Annotated in this window: 8 protein-coding genes; all 8 read left to right on the top strand. The window is 76.7% G+C overall.

What is annotated here, in order from left to right:
- Positions 1-30 precede the first annotated feature (30 nt).
- Positions 31-11,211, top strand: coding sequence for a non-ribosomal peptide synthetase (locus FZ103_RS20140; RefSeq protein ID WP_156003395.1), 11,181 nt, complete (start codon positions 31-33; stop codon positions 11,209-11,211).
- On the top strand, positions 11,208-18,452 hold the full coding sequence (locus FZ103_RS20135) for a non-ribosomal peptide synthetase (RefSeq protein ID WP_186356578.1): 7,245 nt from the start codon (positions 11,208-11,210) through the stop codon (positions 18,450-18,452). The genes FZ103_RS20140 and FZ103_RS20135 overlap by 4 nt, the downstream gene beginning before the upstream one ends.
- Before the next feature lie 82 nt (positions 18,453-18,534).
- The gene (locus FZ103_RS20130) at positions 18,535-19,506 is read left to right on the top strand and encodes an ABC transporter substrate-binding protein (RefSeq protein ID WP_156003393.1); all 972 of its coding nucleotides are present in this window, start codon (positions 18,535-18,537) and stop codon (positions 19,504-19,506) included.
- A gap of 461 nt (positions 19,507-19,967) precedes the next feature.
- Positions 19,968-20,591: a GNAT family N-acetyltransferase gene (locus FZ103_RS20125; protein WP_343233620.1), complete on the top strand. Its 624-nt coding sequence runs from the start codon at positions 19,968-19,970 to the stop codon at positions 20,589-20,591.
- Positions 20,592-20,684: 93 nt separating this feature from the next.
- Positions 20,685-21,959, top strand: coding sequence for an enterobactin transporter EntS (gene entS, locus FZ103_RS20120; RefSeq protein ID WP_343233619.1), 1,275 nt, complete (start codon positions 20,685-20,687; stop codon positions 21,957-21,959).
- Between the two features lie 36 nt (positions 21,960-21,995).
- The gene (locus FZ103_RS20115; RefSeq protein ID WP_156003385.1) at positions 21,996-22,208 is read left to right on the top strand and encodes an MbtH family protein; all 213 of its coding nucleotides are present in this window, start codon (positions 21,996-21,998) and stop codon (positions 22,206-22,208) included.
- A 562-nt stretch (positions 22,209-22,770) separates the two neighbouring features.
- Positions 22,771-24,105, top strand: a complete 1,335-nt coding sequence (gene entS, locus FZ103_RS20110; RefSeq protein ID WP_156003382.1) for an enterobactin transporter EntS — start codon at positions 22,771-22,773, stop codon at positions 24,103-24,105.
- 92 nt (positions 24,106-24,197) lie between these two features.
- Positions 24,198-25,013 (top strand): siderophore-interacting protein, encoded by an 816-nt coding sequence (locus FZ103_RS20105; RefSeq protein WP_156003379.1) that lies wholly within the window; start codon positions 24,198-24,200, stop codon positions 25,011-25,013.
- Positions 25,014-26,168: the final 1,155 nt, after the last annotated feature.

Genomic DNA, 26,168 nt, shown 5'->3' with positions numbered 1-26,168 from the left:
CCACAGCCCAGCGTCGTCGAAAGCAGCGCCATGACCCAGAGCCGTCCCGATCGCAGCGCCCCCGTGTCGCTGGCGCTCACCGGAGCCCAGCGCGGCGTCTACTACGCCCACCACGTCGCGGCCGCCGCAGGCCGCTTCAACGTGGGCCAGTACATCGACCTCGCCGGCGGCGCCGACCCCGCGCTGCTGCGCGCGGCCCTGGAACACGCCGTCGCCGAGACCGACGCGCTGCGCACCCTGATCCGCGACGGTGCGGCGGGCGCGGACGCGGGCGTGGGCGCCGGGCAGGACGGGCGGGACGGCGAGCAGGCCGAACCGCGCCAGATCGTGCACCCCGGCCTGCCCTGGGACCGGCCGCTGCTGGAGGAGGCGGACCTGCGCGGCGAGGACGACCCGCGCGGCGCGGCGATGGCGCTGATGCGCGCCGACATGGCCGCCCCGGTCGACCTGTCAACAGGGCCGCTGCACCGCTTCGTGCTCTACCGCATCGGCCCCGACCGCCACCTGTGGTACCAGCGCTACCACCACATCGTGGCCGACGCCTACGCCATCACCACCTTCACCCGCCGGGTGGCCGAGGTCTACACCGCGCTCGCCTCCGGCGAGACGCCCGCGCGCAGGTTCGGCGACCTCGCCGCGGTCGTCGCCGAGGAGGGCGACTACGCCGCCTCCGCCCGCCGCGCCGAGGACCGCGCCTACTGGAGCGCCCTGCTGGCCGACCGGCCCGACCCCGTCCAGCTCGGCGACGCACCCCCCGCGCCCTCACCGGCGGCCGTCACCGCGACCGCGGCGGTGGACCCCGCGACCGCCGACCGGCTGGCCGAGCTGGGCAGGCGCTCCGGCGCGAGCTGGGCCGAGGCGGTGATCGCCGCGTTCGGCTGCTACGTGCACCGCCGCACCGGCGCCCGCGACGTCGTCCTGGGCATGCCCGCCATGGGCCGCCTGGGCTCGGCGGCCCTGCGCACCCCGGCCATGGTGGTCAACGTCCTGCCGCTGCGGCTGGGGCTGCGCCCCGCCGACACCGTCGCCGACCTGCTCGCCCACACCGCCGCCCGGCTGCGCGAGCTGCGCGCCCACCAGCGCTACCGCGCCGAGGACGTGCGCCGCGACCTCAACCTGGTCGGGCGCGGCACCCCGCTGCACGGGCCGATGATCAACATCAAGGCCTTCGACTACGACCTGGACTTCGCCGGTGTCCCCGGCACCGCCCGCACGCTGTCGGAGGGCCCCGTCGACGACGTGTCGCTGTCGGTCTACCGCGACGCCGCCGGCGGCGGGCTGCGCTTCGAGCTGAACGGCAACGCCGCCCGCTACACCGCCGCCGACCTGGGCGCACTGCTGGAGGAGTTCGGCCGGCTGCTGCGCGCGCTGGCCGCCGAGGGCGCCGCGCCGGAGGAGGCGGACGCCCGCCGGCTGGGCACCCTGGACATCGCCGCGCCCGAGGCCGGCGCCGGCGCCGCCGGACCCGCGGGCGCACCGCCGCAGGCGGCGGTGGCCGACCTCGTCGCGGACACGGCCGGCCGCACGCCCGATGCCGAGGCCGTGGTCGCGGGCGGGGCGTCGCTGACGTATGCGGAGCTGCTGGAACGGGCCGACGCGCTCGCCGGCCGGCTGCGCGCGGCGGGGGCGGGTCACGAGCGGGTGGTGGCGGTGGCGCTGCCGCGGTCGGTGGAGCTGGTGGTGGCGCTGCTGGCGGTGGGGCGTGCGGGGGCGGCCTACCTGCCGGTGGATCCGGGATTCCCGGCCGAGCGGATCGCCTACATGCTGGCCGACTCCGGTGCGGCGCTGCTGGTCACCGACGACGAGACCGGCGCCGCCCTGCCCGAGGGGCCGCGCAGGCTGCTCGTGGACGACCCGGCGGCCTGGCCCGAGCCCGCCGGCACCGCCGATGCGGGCGCGACCGGCCCGGCCCGGGACAGCGCCGCCTATGTGCTCTACACGTCGGGGTCGACGGGCCGGCCCAAGGGGGTGGTGGTCTCCCAGGGTGCGCTGGTGAACTTCCTGGCCGACATGGGGGAGCGGTTCCCGCTGGGGGAAGGCGATCGCCTTCTCGCCGTCACGACGGTGGGCTTCGACATCTCGGCGCTGGAGCTGTATCTGCCGCTGCTGGCGGGGGCGTCGGTGGTGCTGGCCGATCGGGATACGGTGCGGGACCCGGCGGCGCTGGCGGAGCTGGTTGCCTCCTCGGGCGCGTCTGTGATGCAGGCGACGCCGACGCTGTGGCGGGCGCTGGTCGAGGAGCGGCCCGAGGCGGTGTCGGGGCTGCGGGTGCTGGTGGGCGGTGAGGCGCTGCCGGAGTCGCTGGCGGCGGTACTGGCCGAGCGGGCGGATGCGGTGGTGAACCTGTACGGGCCCACCGAGACCACCATCTGGTCCACCGCATCCCCGGTGCGTCCGGGCCGCCCGGTCTCCATCGGCGCGCCGATCGCCAATACGCGGGTGTATGTGCTGGACGCGGCGCTGCGGCCGGCGCCGGCGGGAGTGGCCGGGGAGCTCTACATCGCCGGGTCGGGGCTGGCACGGGGCTATCACGGTCGTCCAGGGTTGACCGCGGAGCGGTTCGTGGCCGATCCGTTCGGTCCGGCCGGTTCGCGGATGTACCGCACGGGTGACGTGGTGCGCTGGAATGCCGGCGGCGAGTTGGCGTATGTGGGCCGCTCGGACTTCCAGGTGAAGGTGCGCGGGTTCCGCATCGAGCTGGGGGAGGTCGAGACCACCCTGGCCGAGCAGCCCGGCGTCGCCCAGGCGGTCGCGGTCGTGCGCGCCGGCGACGGGGACGGTACGGCGATCACCGGCTACGTCCGCCCCCTCCCCGGCGCCGACCCCCTCGACGAAGCCGCCCTGCGCGCGGGCGCCGCCGAGCGCCTGCCCGACTACATGGTCCCCTCCGCGATCGCGGTGCTGGAGGAGTTCCCGCTCACCCAGAACGGCAAGATCGACAGGGCCGCCCTGCCCGCCCCCCGCAGCCCGGGCGCGGCCGATGCGCGCGGGCGGACGCCGAGCACCCGGGAGGAGGAGGCGGTCTGCGCCGCGTTCGGCGAGGTGCTCGGGATCGGCGCGGTCGGCGCCGACGACGACTTCTTCGCACTCGGCGGGCACTCCCTGGCGGCCGCCCGCGTGGCCAACCGGCTGCGTGCGCGGCTGGGCACCGCCGTCGGCGTGCGCGACGTGTTCGAGGGCGCCACCCCCGCCCGCATCGCCGAACGGGCCCGCAGCTCCGGTGAGCGGCGGCCCGCACCGGCCGCGCGCACGCTGCCGGCACGCGTGCCCCTCTCGGCCGAGCAGCGGCGGCTGTGGCTGCTGGAGTCGGCCGGAGCCGCCGGCGCGGGCGCCTACAACGTCCCCTGGGCGCTGCGGATCACCGGCGCACCGGACCGCGCCGCCCTGGAGGAGGCGCTGCACGACGTGCTCGCCCGCCATGCCGCGCTGCGCACCCGCTTTCCCCGCGGCGCCGACGGCGAGCCCGAGCAGCGCATCGTCCCGGTCGAGGATCTGCCCCGGCCGCTGCTGGCGGTGGAGAGCGCGGGGGCCGACCTCGCCGAGCTGCTGGACCGAGCAGCGCGCGCCCCCTTCGACCTGGCAGGCGGCCTGCCCGCCCGCTTCGTGCTCGCCGCGGTCGGCGGCGCGGAGCACGTGCTGCTGGCCGTCTTCCACCACATCGCGGTGGACGAGTGGTCCCAGGGCCCGTTCCTGCGCGACCTGGACACCGCCTACCGCGCGCGGGTGGCAGGCGCGGCCCCGGACTGGACGCCGCTTCCGGTCTCCTACGCCGACTACGCGCTCTGGCAGCACGAGCTACTCGGCTCCACGGCGGACCCCGGCAGCACGGCCGCGCGCCGACGGGCGTTCTGGCAGGAGGCCCTGGCCGGCCTGCCCGCGGAGATCCCCCTGCCCGCCGACCGGCCCCGCTCGAAAACCGGCGGCGCCGAAGGCGGCCTGGTGCGGTTCACCCTGCCCGCCCACCTGAACGGCGCCGTGACGCGCATCGCCGAGCAGACCCGTACCACCCGTTTCATGGTGCTGCGTGCGGCCGTGGCCGTGCTGCTGCACCGCATGGGCGCCGGCGCCGACATCCCGCTGGGCACGCCCGCCAGCGGCCGCACCGACGAGGCGCTGCACGACGCCGTGGGCATGTTCCTCAACACCCTGGTGCTGCGCACCGACCTGTCGGGCGCCCCGGGTTTCCGCGACCTGCTGGAGCGGGTGCGCGCCTTCGACCTCGCCGCCTTCGCCAACGCCGATCTTCCCTTCGACGACGTGGTGGAGGCGCTCAACCCGCCGCGCGCGGCCGGGCGCAACCCGCTGTTCCAGGTCATGGTCAGCCACCAGACGCGACCCGCGGACACCGAAGGGCTGCTGGGGCTGCGCACCCGCCTGGAGGACAAGGTCGTCGACGCCGCCAAGTTCGACCTGGAGATCGCCTTCATCGAACGGCCCGGCGCAGCGGAGCTGGACGCGGCCGTGCGCTACGCCGCCGACCGCTTCGACCGCGCGACCGTCGCCGACCTCACCCGGCGGTTCACCCTGCTGCTCGCCGCGGCGCTGGAGGATCCCGACCGGCCGGTGGCGGACCTGCCGCTGCTGGAGGAGGGAGAGCGCGCCGGACTGCTGGGGGAGCGGAACGCCACCGCGCACCCGGTGGCCGAGCGGACGCTGCCGGAGCTGACCGCACGGGGAGCCGGGGCCGGCGGCGCGCCGGGTGATGCGGCCGTGATCGACGCCGACGGCACGGTCCTCACCCGCGCGGACTTCGACGCGCGGGTGCACCGGCTGGCCCGCGAGCTCACCGCGCGCGGCGTGGGACCGGAGTCGGTGGTGGCGGTGGCGCTGCCGCGCTCGGCGGATCTGCTGGTGGCGCTGCATGCGGTGGTGTGCGCGGGGGCGGCGTATCTGCCGGTGGAGACCGACCAGCCGCGCGAGCGCATCGCATTCCTGCTGCAGGACGCGCGCCCGGCGCTGCTGCTCAGCCGCGGTGCGGACGCCGCCGACCTGCCGCCCACCGAGGGCGTCGCCGTCCTCGCGCTCGACGACCCGGACACCGCCGCGCGCGTCGGCGGACGGCCGGCCGAACCCGTGACCGACGCCGACCGCACGGCGCCGCTGCGGCCCGAGCATGCCGCTTACATGCTCTACACCTCCGGCTCGACGGGGCGGCCCAAGGGCGTCGTCGTCTCGCATGCGGCGATCGTGAACCGGCTGGTGTGGATGCAGGGAGCCTACGGGCTCACCGCCTCCGACCGGGTGCTGCTGAAGACGCCGGTGTCCTTCGACGTGTCGGTGTGGGAGCTGTTCTGGCCCTTCGCGGCGGGCGCGGGTCTGGTCGTCGCCGCGCCCGGCGCGCACCGCGACCCCGCCTACCTCGCCGAGACCGCCGCCGCCCGCGGCGTCACGGTCTGCCACTTCGTGCCGTCGATGCTGCGGGTGTTCACCGACGCGCCCGAGGCGGCGCGGTGCACCGGCCTGCGCCGGGTGTTCGCCTCCGGCGAGGCGCTCAGCGCCGACCTGGCGGAGCGCTTCCGCGCGGTGCTGCCCCGGGCGGCCCTGGCCAACCTCTACGGCCCCACCGAGGCGGCGGTGGACGTGACCGCCTTCGACGTCGGATCCGAGGAGTTCGCCGGTCCGGGCGTGCCGATCGGGCGGCCGGTGTGGAACACGGGGGTCTACGTGCTCGACGAGCGGCTGTCGCCGGTGCCGGCCGGGGTGGAGGGCGAGCTGTACCTGTCGGGCGTGCAGCTGGCCCGCGGCTACCGCGGCCGAGCGGGGCTCACCGCCGAGCGGTTCGTGGCCGACCCGTTCGGTCCGCCGGGGTCGCGGATGTATCGCACCGGCGACGTCGTCCGGTGGGACCGGGCGGGCCGGCTGGTGTTCGTGGGCCGGGTCGACTTCCAGGTGAAGGTGCGCGGGATGCGCATCGAGCCGGGCGAGATCGAGCACGCGCTCGCCGCCTGCCCCGAGGTCGCCGACGCGGTCGTCACCGCGCGCCCCGACACGGCCGGCGACACGCGCCTCGTCGGCTACGTCGTGCCGGCCCCGTCCCGAAGCGCCGACCCCGACCGGCTGCGCGCCGCAGTGGCCGCCCGGCTGCCCGAGCACATGGTGCCCGGCGCCCTGCTCGTCCTGGACGCCCTGCCGCTGACGCCCAACGGCAAGCTCGACCGTGCCGCCCTGCCCGAACCCGGCCCCGGCGAGCGCGGCGGCACCGGCCGCGCACCCGGCGGCCCGCGCGAGGAGCTGGTCTGCGGGCTGTTCGCCGAACTGCTGGGGCTGGAGCGAGTGGGTCCCGACGACGGCTTCTTCGACCTGGGCGGTACCTCCCTGGCCGGGGCGCGCCTGGTCAACGCCCTGCGTGCACGCACCGGCGCGGAGTTGACCGTGGCCGATCTGTTCGACGCCCCCACCCCCGCCGCCCTGGCCGCCCGGCTCGCCGCGAGCGGCGGCGCCCGCCCGCCGATCCGCGGCGGTGCCGCCGCCGAGTACGGCGCCGAGCCCCCGGTCTCCGCGGCCCAGCGGGGACTGTGGGCGAGCGCGCAGGTGCCCGGCGCCGAGGCCGCCTACAACGTCGCCTGGGCGCTGCGGCTGCACGGCGGCGTCGACGCCGACGCCCTCGGCGCGGCGGTCGCCGACGTCGCCGCCCGCCACGAGATCCTGCGCACCGCCTACCCCCGCCGCGACGGCGAACCCCGCCAGCGCGTCCTGGACACCCCGCAGGCGCTCGACCCCCTGCGGGTGGTGCGCACCGGCGCCCGCGAGCTGGACCGGCGCGTCGCCGAAGCCGCCCGCCGCCCCTTCGACCTCGAGAACGAACCCGCCTACCGCCCCGTCCTCTTCGCCGCCGACTCCGGCGAGTACGTCCTGCTCAACCTGTTCCACCACATCGCGGTGGACGAGTGGTCCCAGGGCCCGTTCCTGCGCGACCTGGACACCGCCTACCGGGCGCGGGCGGCGGGCGCGGCACCGGACTGGGCGCCGCCGCCCGTGCAGTACGCCGACTACGCCCTGTGGCAGCGCGACCTGCTCGGCTCGCCCGAGGACCCCGGCAGCCGGGCCGCGCGACAGCGGGCGTTCTGGCAGGAGGCCCTGGCCTACCTGCCCGCGGAGATCCCCCTGCCCGCCGACCGGCCGCGGCCCGCCGCGCCCACCGACGCCGGCGGCAGCGCCGCGTTCCGCATCCCCGCCGACGTGGTGGACGCGCTGACCCGGCTGGGCCGCGAACGAGGCGCCACCCCGTTCCTCGTGCTGCAGTCGGCCGTGGCGGTGCTGCTGCACCGGATGGGCGCCGGCGCCGACGTCCCGCTGGGCACGCCCGCCACCGGCCGCACCGACGAGGCGCTGCACGACGCCGTGGGCATGTTCCTGAACACCCTGGTGCTGCGCACCGACCTGAGCGGCACACCCGGCTTCGGGGAGGTGGTCGAGCGCGCCCGCGCCTTCGCGGTGGGCGCCTTCGCCAACGCCGACCTGCCCTTCGACCGGGTTGTCGAGGCGCTCAACCCGCCGCGCGCGGCCGGGCGCAACCCGCTGTTCCAGGTCATGGTCAGCCACCAGGCCCGGCCCGAGCTGGACGGCGGCTTCCTGGGCGCGCGGGCGGCGGCCGTCGACGACACCGTGGGGCACCCCGCCGCCCGCTTCGACCTGGAGTTCGAGTTCGTCGAGCGCCCCGGCGAGGACGGTATCGAGGCCGCGGTCCGGTTCTCGGCCGACCGGTTCGACCCGCAGACCGCGCGCGACCTCGCCGACCGGCTGGTGCGGCTGCTCGCCGCGGCCACCGCGCAACCCGATCGGCCGGTGGCGGACCTGCCGCTGCTGGAGGCGGGGGAGCGGGCCGCGCTGCTGGGGGAGCGCAACGCCACCGCGCACCCGGTGGCGGAGCGGACGCTGCCCGAGCTGCTGGCGCAGGGCGCTGCCGGGAGCCAGGACCCCGCGCTGCTCTGCGGCGGTACCGCCCTCTCCCGCGCCGAGTTCGACAGGCGCGTGCACCGGCTGGCCCGCGAGCTCGCGGCGCGGGGTGTCGGACCGGAGTCGGTGGTGGCGGTGGCGCTGCCGCGCTCGGCCGACCTCGTGGTGGCGCTGCACGCGGTGGTCTGGGCGGGGGCGGCGTATCTGCCGGTCGAGGCCGACCAGCCGCGCGAGCGCGTCGCCTTCGTGCTCGAAGACGCGCGCCCGGCTCTGATCGTCTGCCGGGCCGCGGACGCCGCCGACCTGCCCGCGGAGCCCGCCGTGCCCCGGCTCGTGCTGGACGATCCCGCGGTCGCCGCGGCACTGGAGCGCCACGACCCCCACCCGCCGACCGACGCCGACCGCACGGCGCCGCTGCGGCCCGAGCATGCCGCTTACATGCTCTACACCTCCGGCTCGACGGGGCGGCCCAAGGGCGTCGTCGTCTCGCATGCGGCGATCGTGAACCGGCTGGTGTGGATGCAGGGAGCCTACGGGCTCACCGCGTCGGACCGGGTGCTGCTGAAGACGCCGGTGTCCTTCGACGTGTCGGTGTGGGAGCTGTTCTGGCCCTTCGCGGCCGGCGCGGGCCTGGTGGCGGCCGAACCGGGCGGTCACCGCGACCCCGCCTACCTGGCCGGGCTGATCCGCGACGCCGGGGTGTCGGTGTGCCACTTCGTGCCGTCGATGCTGCGGGTGTTCACCGAGGAGCCGGCGGCGGCCCGGTGCACCTGCCTGCGCCGGGTGTTCGCCTCCGGCGAGGAGCTGACGGCCGAGGCCGCCCGCCGGTTCCGCGCGGTGCTGCCCCGGGCGGCCCTGGCCAACCTCTACGGCCCCACCGAGGCGGCGGTGGACGTGACCGCCTTCGACCTGGACACGGAGGGCTACTCGGGGCCCGGCGTGCCGATCGGGCGGCCGGTGTGGAACACGGGGGTCTACGTGCTCGACGAGCGGCTGTCGCCGGTGCCGGCCGGGGTGGAGGGCGAGCTGTACCTCTCGGGCGTGCAGCTGGCCCGCGGGTATGCGAATCGTCCGGGGCTGTCGGCGGAGCGGTTCGTGGCCGACCCGTTCGGTCCGCCGGGGTCGCGGATGTATCGCACCGGCGACGTCGTCCGGTGGGACGGGGCGGGCCGGCTGGTGTTCGTCGGCCGCGCGGACTTCCAGGTGAAGGTGCGCGGGATGCGCATCGAGCTGGGCGAGATCGAGCACGCCCTCGCCGCCTGCCCCGAGGTGGGGGCCGCGGTCGTCACCGCCGGCCGCACCGCCGCCGGCGCCGCCCGGCTCGCCGCCTACGCGACACCCGCGCCGGGCGCCGCCGAGGTGGACGCCGACGGGTTGCTGCGCAGGCTCGCCGCCCGCCTGCCCGAGCACATGGTCCCCGCCTCGATCACCGTCCTCGACGCGTTCCCGCTCACGCCCAACGGCAAGCTGGACCGCGCCGCCCTGCCCGAACCCGGCCCCGGCGAGCGCGCCGGCACCGGCCGGGACCCCCGGGGGCCGCGGGAGGAGCTGCTGTGCGGGCTGTTCGCCGAGCTGCTGGGGCTGGAGCGGGTCGGCGTCGAGGACGGCTTCTTCGCCCTCGGCGGCGACAGCATCCTCGCCATCGGGCTCGTCGGCCGGGCCCGCGCCCGCGGGCTGGAGCTGTCTCCCGCCGACGTGTTCACCGAGCAGACCCCCGAGCGCCTCGCCCTCGCCGCGGGTGAGGCGGCCGGCGCCGCCGCCGGGCAGGAGGCCGGCGACGACGGCACCGGCGACGTGCCCCTGGCCCCCGTCATGCACTGGCTGCGCGAGCGCGGCGGCCCCGTCGACCGGTTCAGCCAGGCCGCCGTCGTGCACACCCCCGCCGGCGCCGACACGACCGGCCTGGCCGCCGCCCTCCAGGCGGTGCTGGACGCCCACGCCATGCTCCGCGCCCGGTTGGCCGTCGGCGACGACGGCGACTGGCGCCTGCGCGCCGCCCCGCCCGGCGCCGTCGCCGCCGCCGACGTACTCACCCGCCGCGACGCCGCCGGATGGGACGAGGCGGAACTGGCCCGGGCCGCCGCCGCGGAGGCGGACGCCGCCCAGGCCCGGCTGGCGCCCCGAGACGGGGTGATGGTGCAGGCGGTGTGGCTGGACCGCGGAGCCGGCAGGCCCGGACGGCTGCTCCTGGTCGTCCACCACCTCGCCGTGGACGGCGTCTCCTGGCACATCCTGCGCGCGGGCCTGGCCGCCGCCTGGCACGACATCGCCCGCGCCCGCCCGCCCGCGCTGCCGGCGCCGCCCACCTCCTACGCCCGCTGGACCCGCCTCCTGCACGCCGAGGCGCGCACCGCGCGCCGCACCGCCGAGCTGCCCGCCTGGCAGGAGATCACCGCAGCACCGGCGCCCGGCCGGCCGCCGGAGCCCGGCCCGCACCCGTTCGGGCGGATCGACCCGCGGCGCGACACCGCCGCCACCTTGCGCCGGATCACCCTCACCCTGCCCGCAGCCGACACCGCGGCGCTGCTCACCCGCGTCCCCGAAGCCTTCCACGCCGGGATCGACGAGGTGCTGCTCAGCGCGCTCGCCCTGGCCGCCGCCCAATGGCGCGCGGACCGGCAGGAGCGCGGCGGGGCCGCACCCGGACCCGACGGCGTGCTGCGGCTGGCCCTGGAGGGGCACGGCCGCGAGCAGCACGTGTTCCCCGGCACGGACGTCTCGGGCACCGTCGGCTGGTTCACCGCCGTCCACCCCGCGCGGCTCGACGTCACCGGACTCGACCCGGCCGCCGCCCGGGCGGGCGGGCCCGACGCCGGCGACGCCCTCAAACGCGTCAAGGAGCAGTTGCGCTCCCGGCCCGGCGACGGCGGGATCGGCTACGGCCTGCTGCGCCACCTCAACCCCGACACCGCACCGGCCCTGGCCGCCGCCCCCGAGCCGCCGCTGCTGTTCAACTACCTGGGCCGTGTCGCCGTCGCCGGCGAGGACGCCGCCTGGGCCCTCGCACCCGAGACGGGCGCGCTGCCGCCCGGAACCGACCCTGAGGCGCCCGTGCGCCACCCGCTGGAGGTCAACGCGCTGACCCGCGACGAGGGCGCGGGCCCCGTGCTGGCGGCCACCTGGGCCTGGCCCGAGCGGCTGCTGCCCGAGTCCGGTGTCCGCGAACTCGCCGAGTCCTGGTTCGCCCAGCTCAGCGGCCTCGCCGCGCACGCCCAATCGCCGGACGCGGGTGGACACACCCCCTCCGACCTGGCCTTGGGCGGCCTCGACCAGGACGAGATCGACGAATTCGAAGCAGAGTGGAGGCTCCCGTGAGCAACGCATCCGGCCTGGAGGACATCCTGCCGCTGACGCCGCTCCAGGAGGGGCTGCTGTTCCAGAGCCAGCTCGACGCCGAGGGCCCCGACGTCTACAACGTGCAGATCGCCCTGGAGCTGGAGGGCGAGCTGCGGCCCGAGAGGCTGCACGCCGCCGCCGACGCCCTGCTGGCCCGCCACCCCAACATCCGGGCCGCGTTCCGGCGCCGCAGGAACGGCCGGCCGGCCGCGCTGGTCGGCAAGCGCGTCACCGCCCGCTGGGCCCGGACCGACCTGTCGCACCTGAGCGGGGCCGAACAGGACGCCGAGCTGGCGCGGATCCGCCAGACGCAGCGCCGCGCCCGCTTCGACCCCGCCGACCCGCCGCTGATCCGCTTCCTGCTGCTGCGCCGGGCCCCCGGTAGCCACGTCCTGGTGCTCACCCACCACCACATCCTTCTCGACGGCTGGTCGCTGCCGCTGCTGGTGCGCGACCTGTTCCGGCTGTATGCGAGCGACGGGGCGCCGCTGCCGCGCGCCGCCGCGTTCCGCGACTACCTGGACTGGCTCGCCCGACAGGACACCGCCGCCGCCCTGGGCTCCTGGCGGGCGGCCCTGGAGGGCATCGAGGGCCCGACCCGCATCGCCGAGGCGTTCGGCCCCGCCGCCGCCTCCGAACCGGAGCCGGCCGCGGCCGCCGAGCCCCGCGAACTCACCCGCGACCTGCCCCCCGATACCACCGCCTCGATCCGCGGCCTCGCCCGCGAGCGGGGCGTCACCCTGAACACGGTGCTGCAGGCCGCCTGGGCGATCGTGCTGAGCACCCTGCTCGACACCCGCGACGCCGTCTTCGGCACCGTCGTCTCCGGGCGCCCGCACGGGCTGCCCGGCGCCACCGACATGGTGGGGCTGTTCGTCAACACCGTCCCCGTGCGGGTGCGCCTGGACCCCGCCGAGCACACCGCCGACCTGCTCACCCGGCTGCGCGACGAGCAGGCGGCCCTGCTCGACCACGGCCACGTCGGCCTCGCCGAGATCCAGCGCGCGGCGGGCGTGCCGGAGCTGTTCGACACGCTCATGGCGGTGGAGAACTACCCGGTGGAGGCCGCCGACCCGGCCGCCGACGTGCCCGGCCTGCGCGCCCGCGTGCTGGACTCGGCCGACGCCACCCACTACCCGCTCTCTCTGGCCGTGGTGCCCCCGCCCCCCGACGCGCCGGAGCCGCGGCTGCGGCTGCGGCTGGGCTACCGGCCCGACGTCCTCGGCGGGTCCCGGGCGCGGCTGATCGCCGACAGCCTGCACAGCGTCCTCGCCTCCATCCCGACCTTCCTGCATCACCCCGTGGCCCGGATCCCTGCGCTGCCCCCCGCCGCCGTCCCGGGCCCCGACACCCGCACCGCCGAGCCGCGCAGCGGCACCGAGGAACGGGCCGCGGTGCACGCCGGACACGAGGCCGCCTTTCCCGAGCTGCTGGGGCGGCGGGTGGCCGACGATCCCGAATCGGTGCTGGTGGAGGACGAGGACACCGTCCTCACCGCGGCCGAGGCCGACGCGCGGGCGAACCGGCTGGCGCGGGTGCTGCTGGCGCGCGGGGCCGGACCCGAGCGGGTGGTGGCGCTGGCGCTGCCGCGCTCGGCCGAGCTGGTCGTGGCGCTGCTGGCGGTCCTCAAGACCGGCTCCGCCTACCTCGCGCTGGATCCGGACTACCCCGACGACCGGCTCGGCCACATGCTCGCCGACGCCCGCCCCGCCTGCGTCCTGACCGCACCCGAACTGGCCGGGCGCGTCGCCGCGCTCACCGACGCGCCCCGCGTGGTGCCGCAGGACCCCGCCACCGCCGCCGAGATCGGCGCAGCGCCCGCCGGCGACGTCACCGACGCCGACCGGCCGGCGCCGCTGACCCCCGCCGGCGCCGCCTACCTCGTCTACACCTCGGGCTCCACCGGCACCCCCAAGGGCGTCGTCGTCAGCCACGCGGGCGTGGCCAAGCTCGTCTCCACCGCCGTGCACCGGCTCGGCGTCGGCGCGCACAGCCGGATCGCCCAACTGGGCTCGCCCAGCTTCGACGTGGCGTTCTGGGAGTTCACCATGGGCGTGCTCTGCGGCGGCCGGCTTGTGGTGGTGCCTCCCGAGCGCCGGGTCCCCGGTCCGCCGCTCACCGACTACCTGCGCGACCGACGCGTCACCCACGCGGGCCTGCCGCCCGCCCTGCTGTCGGCGCTGCCCGCCGACGCCGAACCGCCCCCGGGCATGACCGTGCTCGCCGGAACCGAGGCGGTGCCCGGCGCGCTCGTGCGCCGCTTCGCCACCGACGGGCGCGCGATGTTCAACTGCTACGGCCCCACCGAGACCACCGTCAACGCGACCCTGCAGGAGTGCCGGCCCGAGGCGGCGGGCGACCGGGTGCCCATCGGCCGCCCCGACCCGGGCGTGCGCGCCTACGTGCTCGACTCCATGCTGCGGCCCGTGCCCCCGGGCGTGCCCGCGGAGCTCTACCTCGGCGGCGCCGGGCTCGCGCGCGGCTACCACGGCATGCCCGGCCTGAGTGCCGCCCGCTTCGTCGCCGACCCCTTCGGCGCGCGCGGTGCGCGCATGTACCGCACCGGCGACCGCGTGCTGTGGAACACCCGGGGCGAGCTGGAGTTCCTGGGCCGCACCGACGACCAGGTCAAGATCCGCGGCATGCGCGTCGAACTCGGCGAGATCGAGGCCGCGCTGGCCGCCCACCCCCGCGTCGCCGCATCCGCCGCGGCCCTGCACCGCGACAGCGCCGGCGGGGCGGCCCTGATCGCCTATGCCACCCCGCGCTCCGGGGACGCCGGCGACCTCGACCCGCGGGAGCTGCGCGACCACCTCGCCGCCACGCTGCCCACCGCCATGCTCCCCGCGGCCGTGGTGCCGCTGGAGGCGATGCCGACCCTGCCCAACGGCAAGACCGACCGCGCGCGCCTGCCCGCCCCCGACCTGTCCGCCGCCCCCGGCGGCCGCCCGCCGCGCAACCAGGTCGAGGAACTGCTGTGCGGGCTCTACCGCGAGATCCTGGAGGTCGGCGAGGCCGGGATCGACGACGACTTCTTCGCCCTGGGCGGCCACTCGCTGCTGGCGACCCGCCTGGTCACCCGCATCCGCGCCGTCCTGGGCCGCGACGTCGCGCTGCGCACCGTCTTCGACGCACCCACCCCGGCCGGGCTCGCCCGGCGGCTGCGCCCCGCCGGCGGCCGCCCCCCGCTGCGCCGCGCCGAACGGCCCCGGCGCCCGCCGCTCTCCCACGCCCAGCAGCGGATGTGGTTCCTCTACCGGCTCGACGGCCCGCGCCCCACCTACAACATCCCGGTCTGCGCACGGCTGCGCGGCCCGCTGGATCGCACCGCGCTCGCCGATGCGCTGGCCGACGTCGTCGCCCGCCACGAGAGCCTGCGCACCGTCTTCCCCGACGACGACGGCGTCCCCTACCAGCGCATCCTGGACCCCGAGCAGGCCCGGCCCGAGCTACCCCTCACCGACACCGACGAGGAGCGCCTGCCCGGCCTGCTGGCCGAGGCCGCCGCCCGCGGCTTCGAGCTGGAGGCCGAGCCGCCGCTGCGCGCCCGCCTGTTCCGCACCGGCCCCCACGAGCACGTGCTGCTGGTGCTGCTGCACCACATCGCCGCCGACGGCGCCTCGGCCCGCCCGCTGCTGCGCGACATCGGCACCGCCTACGCCGCCCGCCGCGGCGGCCGCGCCCCCGACTGGGCGCCGCTGCCCGTCCAGTACGCCGACTACGGCCTGCACCAGCGCGCTGTGCTCGGCACCGCGGACGACCCCGGCAGCGCCGCGGGGGCCCAGGCCCGCTACTGGCGCGAGGCGCTGCGCGGACTGCCCGAGGAGCTGGCGCTGCCCACCGACCGGCCGCGCCCGGCCGCATCCAGCGGACGCGGCGGCGCCGTCGAACTCCAACTGCCCGCCGAGCTGAGCACGCGGCTGCGGACGCTGGCGCGCGAGCACGACACCACCGTGTTCATGGTGCTGCAGGCGGCGCTGGCCGCGCTGCTGACCCGGCTGGGGGCGGGCACCGACATCCCCATCGGCTCGCCGGTGGCCGGGCGCGACGACGCCGCGCTGGACGACCTCGTCGGGTTCTTCGTCAACACTCTGGTGCTGCGCACCGACACCTCCGGCGACCCCTCCTTCGCCGACCTGCTGGCGCGGGTCCGCGAGGCGAACCTGGCCGCCTACGAGAACTCCGACATCCCCTTCGAGCACCTGGTGGAGATCGCCAACCCGGCGCGGTCGATGAGCCGCCACCCCCTGTTCCAGGTGATGCTGGCCTACCAGAGCGGTGCCGGGCCGCGGCTGTCGATGGCGGGCCTCGAAACCACGCGCGAACCGGTGGCCGCGCCCGGCGGCAAGTTCGACCTGGCCCTGGAGTTCCGCGACCCCGGTGCCGACGGCGCCGACGGCGGCCCGATGCGCTGCACCCTCGACTACAGCGCCGACCTGTTCGACGGGCCGACCGTACGCAACATCGCGCTGCGGCTGGAGCGGCTGCTGGAGTCGGCGGCGGCGGACCCCGCCGCGCCCATCGGCGGCCTCGACCTGCTCGCCGGCGAGGAGTCCGCCCGGCTCGCCCGGGACGCCGCCGGCCCTCGCCTGGACGTGCCCGCCCCGGCCACCCTGCCCGCCCTGTTCGAGGCCGCGGTCGCCGACGGCCCCGAACATCCGGCGCTGGTGTGCGAGGGCGAGCGCTACACCTTCGCGGAACTGAACGAGCGCGCCAACCGGCTCGCCCACGAGCTGATCGCGCGCGGGGCCGGCCCGGAGGCCGTCGTGGCGCTGCTGCTGCCGCGTTCGGCCCAGACCCTGGTCACGATCCTGGCCGCGCTCAAAGCGGGCGCCGCCTACCTGCCGATCGACCCGGCCTACCCCGACGAGCGCATCGCCCACATGCTCGCCGACGCCGGCCCGCTGCTCACCGTCGCGTCCCCGGAGCAGGACGAGCGCGCCGCCGCGCTGGGGGCCGGCCGGCGCCTGGTGCTGACACCCGAGACCGGGGCCGCGCGGCCCGCGACCGACCCGACCGACGCCGACCGCACCGCGCCGCTGCACCCCGACCACCCCGCCTACGTCGTCTACACCTCCGGCTCCACCGGGCGGCCCAAGGGCGTGGCGGTCGCCCACCGCAGCGTCGCCAACCTCTTCCGCAGCCACCGCGAGACCCTGCACCGGCCCACCCGGCGCCGCGCCGGCCGCGACCGGCTGCGCGTCGGCCACGCCTGGTCGTTCTCCTTCGACGCCGCCTGGCAGCCGCAGCTGTGGCTGCTGGACGGCCACGCGGTGCACATCGTCACCGAGGACGCCATGCACGACCCGGCCCTGCTCGTCGAGCGCATCCGCGCCGAGCGGATCGACTTCATCGAGGTGACCCCCTCCCACCTGCTGCAGCTCATCCGCGCCGGCCTGGGCGAGGCGGGCACGCACACACCGGTGACCCTCGGCGTGGGCGGTGAGGCGGTACCCGCATCGCTGTGGAGGCGGCTGCGCGACCTGGAGCAGCGGGGCACCGCCGCCTTCAACCTGTACGGACCCACCGAGGCGACCGTGGACGCGCTCGCTGCTCGGTCGGGCGACCACGAGCGCCCGGTCGTGGGCGCGCCCACCGCCAACACCGCCGCCTACGTGCTCGACGAGCGGCTGCGCCCGGTTCCCGCGGGCGTGGTGGGGGAGCTGTACCTGGGCGGCGCCGGGCTGGCGCGCGGCTACCTGCACCGCCGCGGGCTGACGGCCGACCGGTTCGTCGCCGACCCCTTCGGCGCCTCCGGCGCGCGCATGTACCGCACCGGCGACCTGGTGCGGCGCATGCCCGACGGGGCGGTGGACTACGTCGGCCGGGCCGACGACCAGGTCAAGGTGCGCGGGTTCCGCGTCGAGCCGGGGGAGATCGCCGCGGCGCTGAGCGAGCACCCCGGCGTCGCCCAGGCCGCGGTCGACACCTGGGAGGCCGCTCCCGGCGACCGGCGGCTGGTCGCCTACATCATCGCCGAGCCCGATCGGAGGGAGTGTCCCGGCGCGGACGCGCGACCGGGAGAGCCGGGCGGGACAGGGGCCGCGTCCGACGCGGTGGACGCCGCCGGCCTGCGCGCCCACCTGTCCGAGCGGCTGCCCGACTACATGGTGCCCGCGGCCTTCGTGCCGCTGGTGTCGCTGCCGCTGACCGCGCACGGCAAGCTCGACCGCGCCGCACTGCCGGCCCCCGACCCCGCCGCGCTGGCGCCGCCGCCCGGCCGCGAGCCACGCGACGCCGCCGAGGCGGTGCTGTGCGAGGTCTTCGCCGAGGTCCTGGGCGCGCCCTTCGCCGGCGCCGACGACGACTTCTTCGACCTGGGCGGCCACTCGATGCTGCTGGTGCGGCTGCGCTCCCGGATCGAGGCGGAGACCGGCGCCGCGGTGCGGATCGCCGACCTGTTCGCCAACCCCACGCCCGCCGCGCTCGCCGCGCACCTGGCATCGCGGGGCACGCGCCCCGGCCGCACCGTCGCGCCGGGCGCCTCCGGCGAGCCCGGCGTCGTGGCGCTGCGCGCCAGCGGGGACGGGCCACCGCTGTTCTGCCTCCACCCGGCCGGCGGCCTCAGCCTGGCCTTCGTCGGACTGCGCCGCCACCTCGGCCCCGAAGTGCCGATCCTGGGCGTGGACGCGCCCCCGCCGGACACGGCCGGCGCCCCGACCCTCGCCGGCCTCGCGCCCGTCTACGCCGAGCGCATCCGCCGCGCGTGCCCCCACGGCCCCTACCGGCTGGCCGGATGGTCCTTCGGCGGCACGCTCGCCCAGGCGGTGGCCGCCGAACTGGCCGATGCGGGGCACGAGGTGGAGCTGCTCGCCCTACTCGACGCCTATCCCGCGCCCTGGCACGCCCGGCGCGCCGACGCGGCCCCCGCGCGGCCTCAGGAGCAGCGGGGCGAGCCCGACGCCGCGGCGCTCGCCGCCGCCGTCGGCGCCGAACACGGCGACCCCGACCTGATCGGGACCAACCGCCGCTGGGCCGAGCGCATCCTGTCCGCCTCCGCCGCCGAGGAACCGCGCCGCCACCCCGGCGACGCGCTGTGCTTCACGGCCAAGGACGCCCCCGCCGGTGCCGCCGAGATCTGGGCGCCCTACATCGGCGGCCGGATCGAGCACCACGAGGTCCCCGCCGTCCACGACGACCTGCTCACGGCCGAGGGCCTGGCGGTGATCGGCCCCGTCCTCGCCGCCCGCCTCGCCGCCGCCCCGGATCCCCGAGCGTGACCGCGCCCGCCCGGCGGCGCCCGCTGCGCCGCACCCGCCACCGACCCCGTCCGGCAAACCCCGTCCAACCCCAGGAGAACCGATGAGACGATCCCCCGCCCCGTCCCCCCGCTGGGCCGCCGGCCTGCTCGCCGCGGCCGTGCTCGCCCTCAGCGCCTGCACCGGAGGCACCGCCGGCCAGGGCCAGGAGGAGCAGGCGGCGCCCACCCGCGAGTTCACCAGCGACCACGCCGAGCAGCCCGTGCAGATCCCGCGCGACCCCCGGCGCGTCGTCGCCATCGGCTGGGCCGTCACCGCCCTGATCTCGGTGGAGGACGCCGGGCTCGTGGGCGTGTCCAGCGGTACCCAGGACACCGGTATGACGCCCGAGGAGCTGGAGAAGGCCCAGAAGCTCCCCCAGGTGGGCCGCGACCTGGAGATCAACGTGGAGAAGGTCGCCGAGCTCCGTCCCGACCTGATCGTCTCCGGGCTGCCCGCGGCCATGGAGTTCGACTACTCCGAACTGGAGCGGATCGCCCCCGTGGCGGTCGCCGCGATGAACAGGCCCTCGGAGTGGAAGGACATGAACCGGCGCATCGCCGACGCCGCCGGGGTCGCCGACGCCCACTCCGAACTGATCGAGGAGTACGACGCCCGCGCCGCCGAACTGCAGGAGGAGTACTCCGGGGTGCTCTCCGACACCCTGTTCGCCTCCGTCGACGCCTACGGCGACGGCAACTGGACCCTGGAGCACCAGGGCGCGCACGGCACCACCGTGCCCGCCGACGCGGGCCTGCGGTTCACCCCGGAGTCGGACGACGGCGCCTTCAGCGAGTCCCTGCCCCTGGAGCGGCTGGACCGGCTCGACGAGTACGACGCGGTCCTCACCCGCGCCGACGCGCAGGGCGAGCCCACCGGCCCCGTCCAGGAGGTGATGGACAGCGGGCCGTGGAAGGAGGTGGAGCCGGTCCGCAACGACCGGGTCTATGCCGTCCCGCAGCTGGGCGCGATGAGCTACACGACCGGCCTGGCCCTCTTCGACCAACTGGAGGAACGGGTGCTGCAGGAGTTGTGACCGCCGGCGGCCCGAGGGCGAGGAGTCCCGGGAACCCTCCGCAACCCGCCACCGCAGAGAAAGGGGAGAGGGGCTGCAGAGGCTGTCACGTGCTTGCCTGCCCGCCCGTCGCCCACCACCGCCCCAACGGTGGCGCTGACGCGCCGCTTGCTTGCCGTCGCGCGTGCTGTGCTTTCGAGGTGGAGCCGCGCCGGCGGTGGCCGGCCTTCGACGCGAAGGTGCACCGCCGCTCGGCGGCGAGCCGGCGCGCAGCGCTGCGCGCACCCCAGCCCTGTTGCCGCAGCTGCTCAGGGTGGCCGCCCCGCGGGGCTCTCGGAGGTCCCTTCCGATGCCCCGCCCGCCGGAGACGCGCACCGTCCTCCGCGGGCCTCCGTAGCAACCCGACGACGCCCGCAACCACCCACCCCCCGATGCCCACCCCCCGCCCGGCGGGGCGAGATCCGAAAGGTGACGACGTGTCCGTGCCCGAATCGAGCGGCAGCGCGCCGGCGGCCGGTGCCGGCGGCCTGTGCCGCCGCGAGATCCCCGTCGACGCCCGCGTCCTGGCCGCGGGCCCGCCTCCGGAGCCCGAACCGGCCGCCCCCTACGCCGCGCGCCCGGCCCGGCCCCACGGCGCCGACCTGGAGACCGTGCACGCCTGGATGCACCTGCCCCACGTCGCCCCCTTCTTCGATCAGGCCTGGAGCCGGGAGCGCTGGGCCGAGGAGATCGCCGCCCAGCGCGCGGGCACCTTCTCGCGGCCGTTCATCGTCAGCCGCGACGGCGCCGACCTCGCCTACGTCGAGCTCTACCGCGCCGCCCGCGACGTCGTCGCCCCGCACTACGACGCCGATCCGCACGACATCGGGTTCCACATCGCCATCGGCGACCCCGGCGCGATCGGCCGCGGCGTGGGAGCGGAGATCCTCGACGCCTTCGCCGCCGCGGTCTTCGCCGCCGACCCGGCCTGCCGCCGCATCGTCATGGAACCCGACGCGGGAAACGCCGCAGCCTGCCGCGCGGCCCGCAAGGCCGGCCTCGCCTTCATCACCGAAGCCGACCTGCCCCACAAGCGCGCGGCCCTGTTCGTCCGGGCGCGGGAGTGAGAGCGAGCGGATCCCGCGATGGCAGGGTTGTGCTCGGCGGCGCGCCGGCGAACCCGCCTCCAGTCCCGCCCGGTACCGAGGAAAGGAGTCGGCGTGGCCGCGAGGCCGGTCCTGCGGGGACTCGTCATCGACCTGAGTCCGCTGCGCAGCGGCAGAGGGTTCCGGATCGTCTTCGCGGTGCGGCTCATCTCCCTGTTCGGCGGGGGGTTCCGGCTGGTCGCCCTGCCGATGCAGGTCTATGCCATGACCGGCTCCTCGGTGCTGGTCGCCAGCGTCACCGTCGTCAACGGGCTGGCCAGCTTCGGCGGGACCGTGCTGGGCGGGCTGCTCGCCGACCGGTTGGACCGGCGCCGGCTCATGCTCGCCAGCCTCGGCGTGGAAGCGCTGGTCGTGGGCGTTTTCGCGGTCAACACCTACCTGCCGGGCGGCCCCCTGCTGGCGGTGGTCTACGTGTGCGCCGCCGTCAACGGCGTCATCGGCACCATGGGCCTGATCGCCCAGCAGTCCATGGTGCCGGCGCTGGTGGGCCCGCACCGGCTGGCCGCCGCCGGCGCGCTGTTCGCGCTGACCGCCCAGCTCGGCGCCGTGACGGCCCCGGCGCTGGGCGGGGCGCTGATCTCGCTCGGCGGCGTCGGCGCCGGGTACATCGCGACCTGCGCGATCGCCGCCGCCGCCACCGCGGCGGTGTGGTTCGTCCCGCCCACGCAGGCCGACACCTCCGCCGCCGCGGTCCCCGCGCTGCGCGCGGTCGCCGACGGCCTGGCGTTCGTGGCGGGCAGCCCCGTCGTGCGCCCGCTGCTGCTGCTCGGCTTCATCCAGGTGCTGTTCACCATGCCCATGGTGCTGATCCCCGAGTTCACCGACCGCGTGCTCGGCGGCGACGCCGCCCTCGCCGGGCTGCTCTACACCGCACCGGCCGCCGGCGCGCTGCTGGCGTCGCTGACCAGCGGGTGGACGGGCAGCGTCGGCCGCGCCGGCGCGATCGTGCCCGCGGCGGTGGCGATGTGCGGGGTGTCGGTGGTGCTGCTGGGCGCCGGGCGCAGCGCGGCGGCGGCGCTGGGGGCGCTGGTGCTGCTGGGGTGCTGCCAGGCGGTCGAGGAGATCCTGCGCTATTCCCTGATCCAGGCCCACACCCCCGATGCGCTGCGCGGACGGGTGAACAGCGCCTGGCTGGCCCAGGCCGCGGCGGGCGGGTCGCTGGGCGCGACGCTGATGGGCGCGCTCGCCGCGGTCCTGGGCACCGCGGCGGCGCTGATGGCGGCCGGGGCGGCGGGGGCGGTGCTGGCCGGCGCGATCGCCCTGACCGCGCCCGGCCTGCTGGCCACCCGCGGCGTCGCACCGCCCCTTCCCGACGATCTACCAGATTGATAAGGTAAGCCTTGCCTAAAAGAAAGGATCCGCGGTATGAGTAACCCGTTCGACGACCCCGAGGGCCGCTTCCTGGTGCTGGTCAACGACGAGGAGCAGCACTCGCTGTGGCCGGAGTTCGCCGCGGTGCCCGAGGGCTGGCGGCAGGTGCTCGGCCCGGTGGACCGCGAGAGCGCCCTCGCCTACGTCGAGGAGAACTGGACCGACCTGCGACCGCGCAGTCTGCGCGTGGCCATGGGCGAGGCGTGAGGCGGGGCGGCGCGAGCACCTCCGCCCGCGGCCCGCGCACCGGTGTGCGGGTGCGCCGATGCCCGCCGACCTCATGCCCGCGGTCATCGTGGAGCGGGTTCGGCGTCCGCGTTTTCCGGAGAGCCTCACCCGTTTATCCGGCGTGTGAGCATCCGCGGCTGCGGCGGCGATCGAACAGGAGCCGGGTTGGCGGGAAGCCCGGACAGACATCCCGGGCGGGCACCACTCGGCGGGAACCGCGAAACACCAGGGGCGGTTCGCGTGGCCGCACGTGCGCGATCACCGCCGATGCGGGCGACCCGCCGCGGCACACGCAGTGGGCGGGTACCCGTATCGGTGGGTGCGGGCCGGTCCTTTCGCCGCCCTCGCCGCCCCGGCGCACGCCCAGCCGGCGGGTATCCGCGTCGGCGACCGCGGTTTCGGCCGCCTGCCGCCCCCGCCGCCGTGGCGGGCGCGGCGCCTTCCGGCGGCGGACCCGGTACATGCGGAACCGGCCCTCGGCTGCGACCGTTCGCCGGCACAGCAGGGCCACCGCTGCCGACCCGCATCGTGAGGCAGGGCGATGAAGGCGCGGGACGCGTTCATCGACCTGACGCCGCTGCGCGCCAGCCGCGCGTTCCGGGTGGTGTTCACCGCGCGGCTCATCTCCGTCTTCGGGCTCGGGTTCGCGCTGGTCGCGCTGCCGCTGCAGGTCTACTCGGCCACCGGGTCCTCCGTCCTGGTCGCCGTCGTCAGCGCGGTCAACGGCGTGTCGGTCTTCGGCGGCACGCTGGTGGGGGGCGTGCTGGCCGACCGGTTCCCCCGCCGCACCCTGATCGTGGCGGGGCGCGCCGCGGCCGCGCTCGCCTTCACCGGACTGGCGCTGAACGCGCTGTGGGCGCACGGCGGCGCCGCGGGCTTCGCGGTGATCTGCGCGTGCGCGGCGCTGAACGGCTTCGTCGGCACCTTCAGCACCGTCGCACTGCAGGCCGCGGTGCCCGGACTGCTCCCGCGCGAGAGGCTGCCCGCGGCCGGGGCGCTGCTGGCGCTGACCGGGCAGCTCGGCTCCATCGCCGCGCCCGCCCTCAGCGGCGCCGTCATCGCCCTGTGGGGGTTTCCCGCCGTCTTCGCCATCACCGCGGCGGTCTGCGCGGTGACCACGGGGCTGGTGCTGCGGCTGCCGCCCCTGCCGCCCGGATCCGGGCCCTCAGGCGGGGACCGGCGGTCGATGGCGGCCGATGCGGTGGAGGGCATGCGCTTCGCCGCCCGGCACCGCACGGTCGGACCGCTGCTGCTGCTCGGATTCGTCCAGCTGCTCTTCGCCACGCCCTACGTGCTCATCCCGGAGTTCACCGACACCGTGCTGCACGCCGGGGAGACCGCCGCCGGGCTGCTCTACTCCGCCTCCGCGCTCGGCGCCGTGCTGGCCTCCCTCTCCAGCGGGTGGACACGCACCGTGCGGCGCAGCGGTGCGCTGCTGCTGGGGGCGGTGGCGGGCTGCGGCGCCGCCTCGGCCGCCTTCGGCGCTTCGGGCCAGCTCGCGGTGGCCGTGGCGGCGCTCGCGGTGCTCGGCTTCGCCGAGATCGTCGAGGAGATCCTGCGGTTCGCGCTGCTGCAGTCGCATACCCCCGATGCGCTGCGCGGACGCGTCAACAGCGTCTGGAGTGCGCAGAACACCGTGGGCGGGTCGCTGGGGGCGCTCGCCCTGGGGGCGCTGGCTCCGCTGATCGGCGCCGGCGCCGCCGTGGTGACCGGCGGTGCCGCGACCGTGGTGCTGGTCGCGGCGATCGCCGCCGCGGCCCCCGGCCTGCGCCGGGCCGCCAACGCAGACGCCGCGGCCCCGGGACCGCCCCCGGCCGCACCCGCGGCCGGTACCTCCGCCGACGACGGCGCCGACGCCCCCGGAATAGGAAGTTAGCCAAGCCTAAGCTAAAGTGCGGGCGGGACCGGGTCCGCGTCCGGCCCCGGCCGCCCGCGCGGCCACCCCGAACCGACAGGAGTGATGCGCCCATGGCCACCGTCAGCGACCCGCGGGTGGAGTTGTTCCCCCTGCGCTCCCGGACCCTCGAAGTGCGCACGGTCGAGCGCGTCACCCCGGGCATGGTGCGCGTCGTCCTCACCGGCTCCGACATCGAGGGCTTCCGCAGCGAGAACTTCACCGACCACGTGAAGCTCTTCTTCCCCGACGAGCGCACCGGCGAGCTGCGCCTGCCCGAGTTCGACGCCGACGGCCGGTGGAACATGCGCTCGCCCGAGCTGGTCTACCGCGACTACACGGTCCGCCGCTACGACGCCGGCGCCGGCGAGCTAACCATCGACCTCGTCGCCCACGACCACGGCCCCGGCGGCCGCTGGGCCGCTCGCGCCCGCCCCGGCGACCGGCTCGGCGTCCTCGGTCCGCGCGGCACCCACCACATGGACTACGGCTTCGACTACTACCTCATCGGCGCCGACGAGACCGCCCTGCCCGCCGCCGCCCGGTGGCTCGAACAGGAGCTGCCGCGCGATGCCCGGGTCCTGGCGTTCCTGGAGGTGGCCGACGCGGGCGAGGAGCAGGAACTGGACGCGCCCGCGGGCGCCACCGTCACCTGGCTGCACCGCGACGGCGCCGCCCCCGGCACCACCGACCTGCTGGAGCGGGCGATCCGCGGCGCCCGACTGCCCGAGGGCCGCGGCTTCGCCTGGTGCGCGGGCGAGGCGCTCACCCTCAAGCCCATCCGCCGCTATCTCAAGGAGGTGGGCTTCGAGCGCGGGACGTCCTTCGACGTCGACGGCTACTGGCGGCGCGGCACCACCAACCACGACCACCACGAGGACGAGGACTAGGAGGACTGGGGCTGGGCCTGGGGCTACGTCCTGTTTTAAGGAGCCGGTCACAGCGGCTGCGGCAATGGGGCTGGATTGCGCGTAGCGCTGTGCGTCGGCTTGCCGCCGAGCGCACGGCGCACCTTTGCACCGGAGCCCCGCCACCGGTGGTGCGGCTCCGCCTGGGAAGAACCGCGTGCGCTCGGCGGCAAGCTGCGACCGCGCTACGCGGACCGCGCCCATTGCCGCAACCCCGATGGTCACCGCCCCAGGCGGTACCCGGTGGGTTCCTCGCAAGCGGCGCCCCCGCCGTTCCATCGCGTCCCCTTCCCCGACCGGTCATGCGGCGAGGACGGCGGGGGTCGGTGGACGGCCGGGCCCGCGGGGATCGGTTCGGGTGCTCGCCGGTTGCGCATCCGACGAGGGCACCGACGGCCGGCGGATGGCTTGGGGCGGCGCGTGCCGGTTCCGGTGCCCGCCGGTGCGGCAGGTGACGGGGGCGGCGAGGGCGTTGGTGGGGGCCGCCTACGTCGTGTTCAAGGAGTCGGTCACCACAGGAGGTTGCGGCAATGGGGCTGTGATGCGCGAAGCGCGGTGCGCCAGCTTGCCGCCGAGCGCACGGCGCACCCTTGTTTCGGAGGCCCGCCACCGGTGGTGCGGCTCCACCTGGGACGGGCTGCGTGCGCTCGGCGGCAAGCTGTGACCGCGCTTCGCGAGGCGCACCCATTGCCGCAGCCCCGATGGTGGCCGCCCCGGGTGGTTCCCGGTGGGTTCCTGGACGGCAGCCCCCGCCGTCCTGGGACACGGCCCGGGCGGGGACTTTTCGGGCATTTCGCCTCGCGCGGGTCGACGATGCCCGCCGATGGCGCGCGGTGGGGCTGCGCGGCGCGTCGCATCCCGGATCTTCCGGGATGCGGAAGGAATCCGGGGTGGTTTGTCCGGAATGCCCGCCTGTGGCGGGGGGTGGAGGCGGCCGGGGTGCCACGAGGTGCGCGTTTGGAGCGCTTCGGGCGCCGATTCCGCTCCAAACGCCATGATCATCGCCGATCCGGGCCGTGCGGACCGTCTCGGCGCCCCCGCATACCGGACACCGCGGGAGGATTCGACGCCGCGGGCCGCCCGCCGCGCGGCCCGGGGCCCGCCCGGGCGATCGCGCGGCGCCTCTCGTGGCCTCGC

Origin of the sequence: Streptomonospora sp. PA3 (genome assembly GCF_009728995.1) — a bacterium.
Taxonomy (GTDB): Bacteria; Actinomycetota; Actinomycetes; order Streptosporangiales; family Streptosporangiaceae; genus Streptomonospora.
Note: the sequence above shows the minus strand (reverse complement) of the source record. Positions and strands in the feature narration are given on the sequence as shown.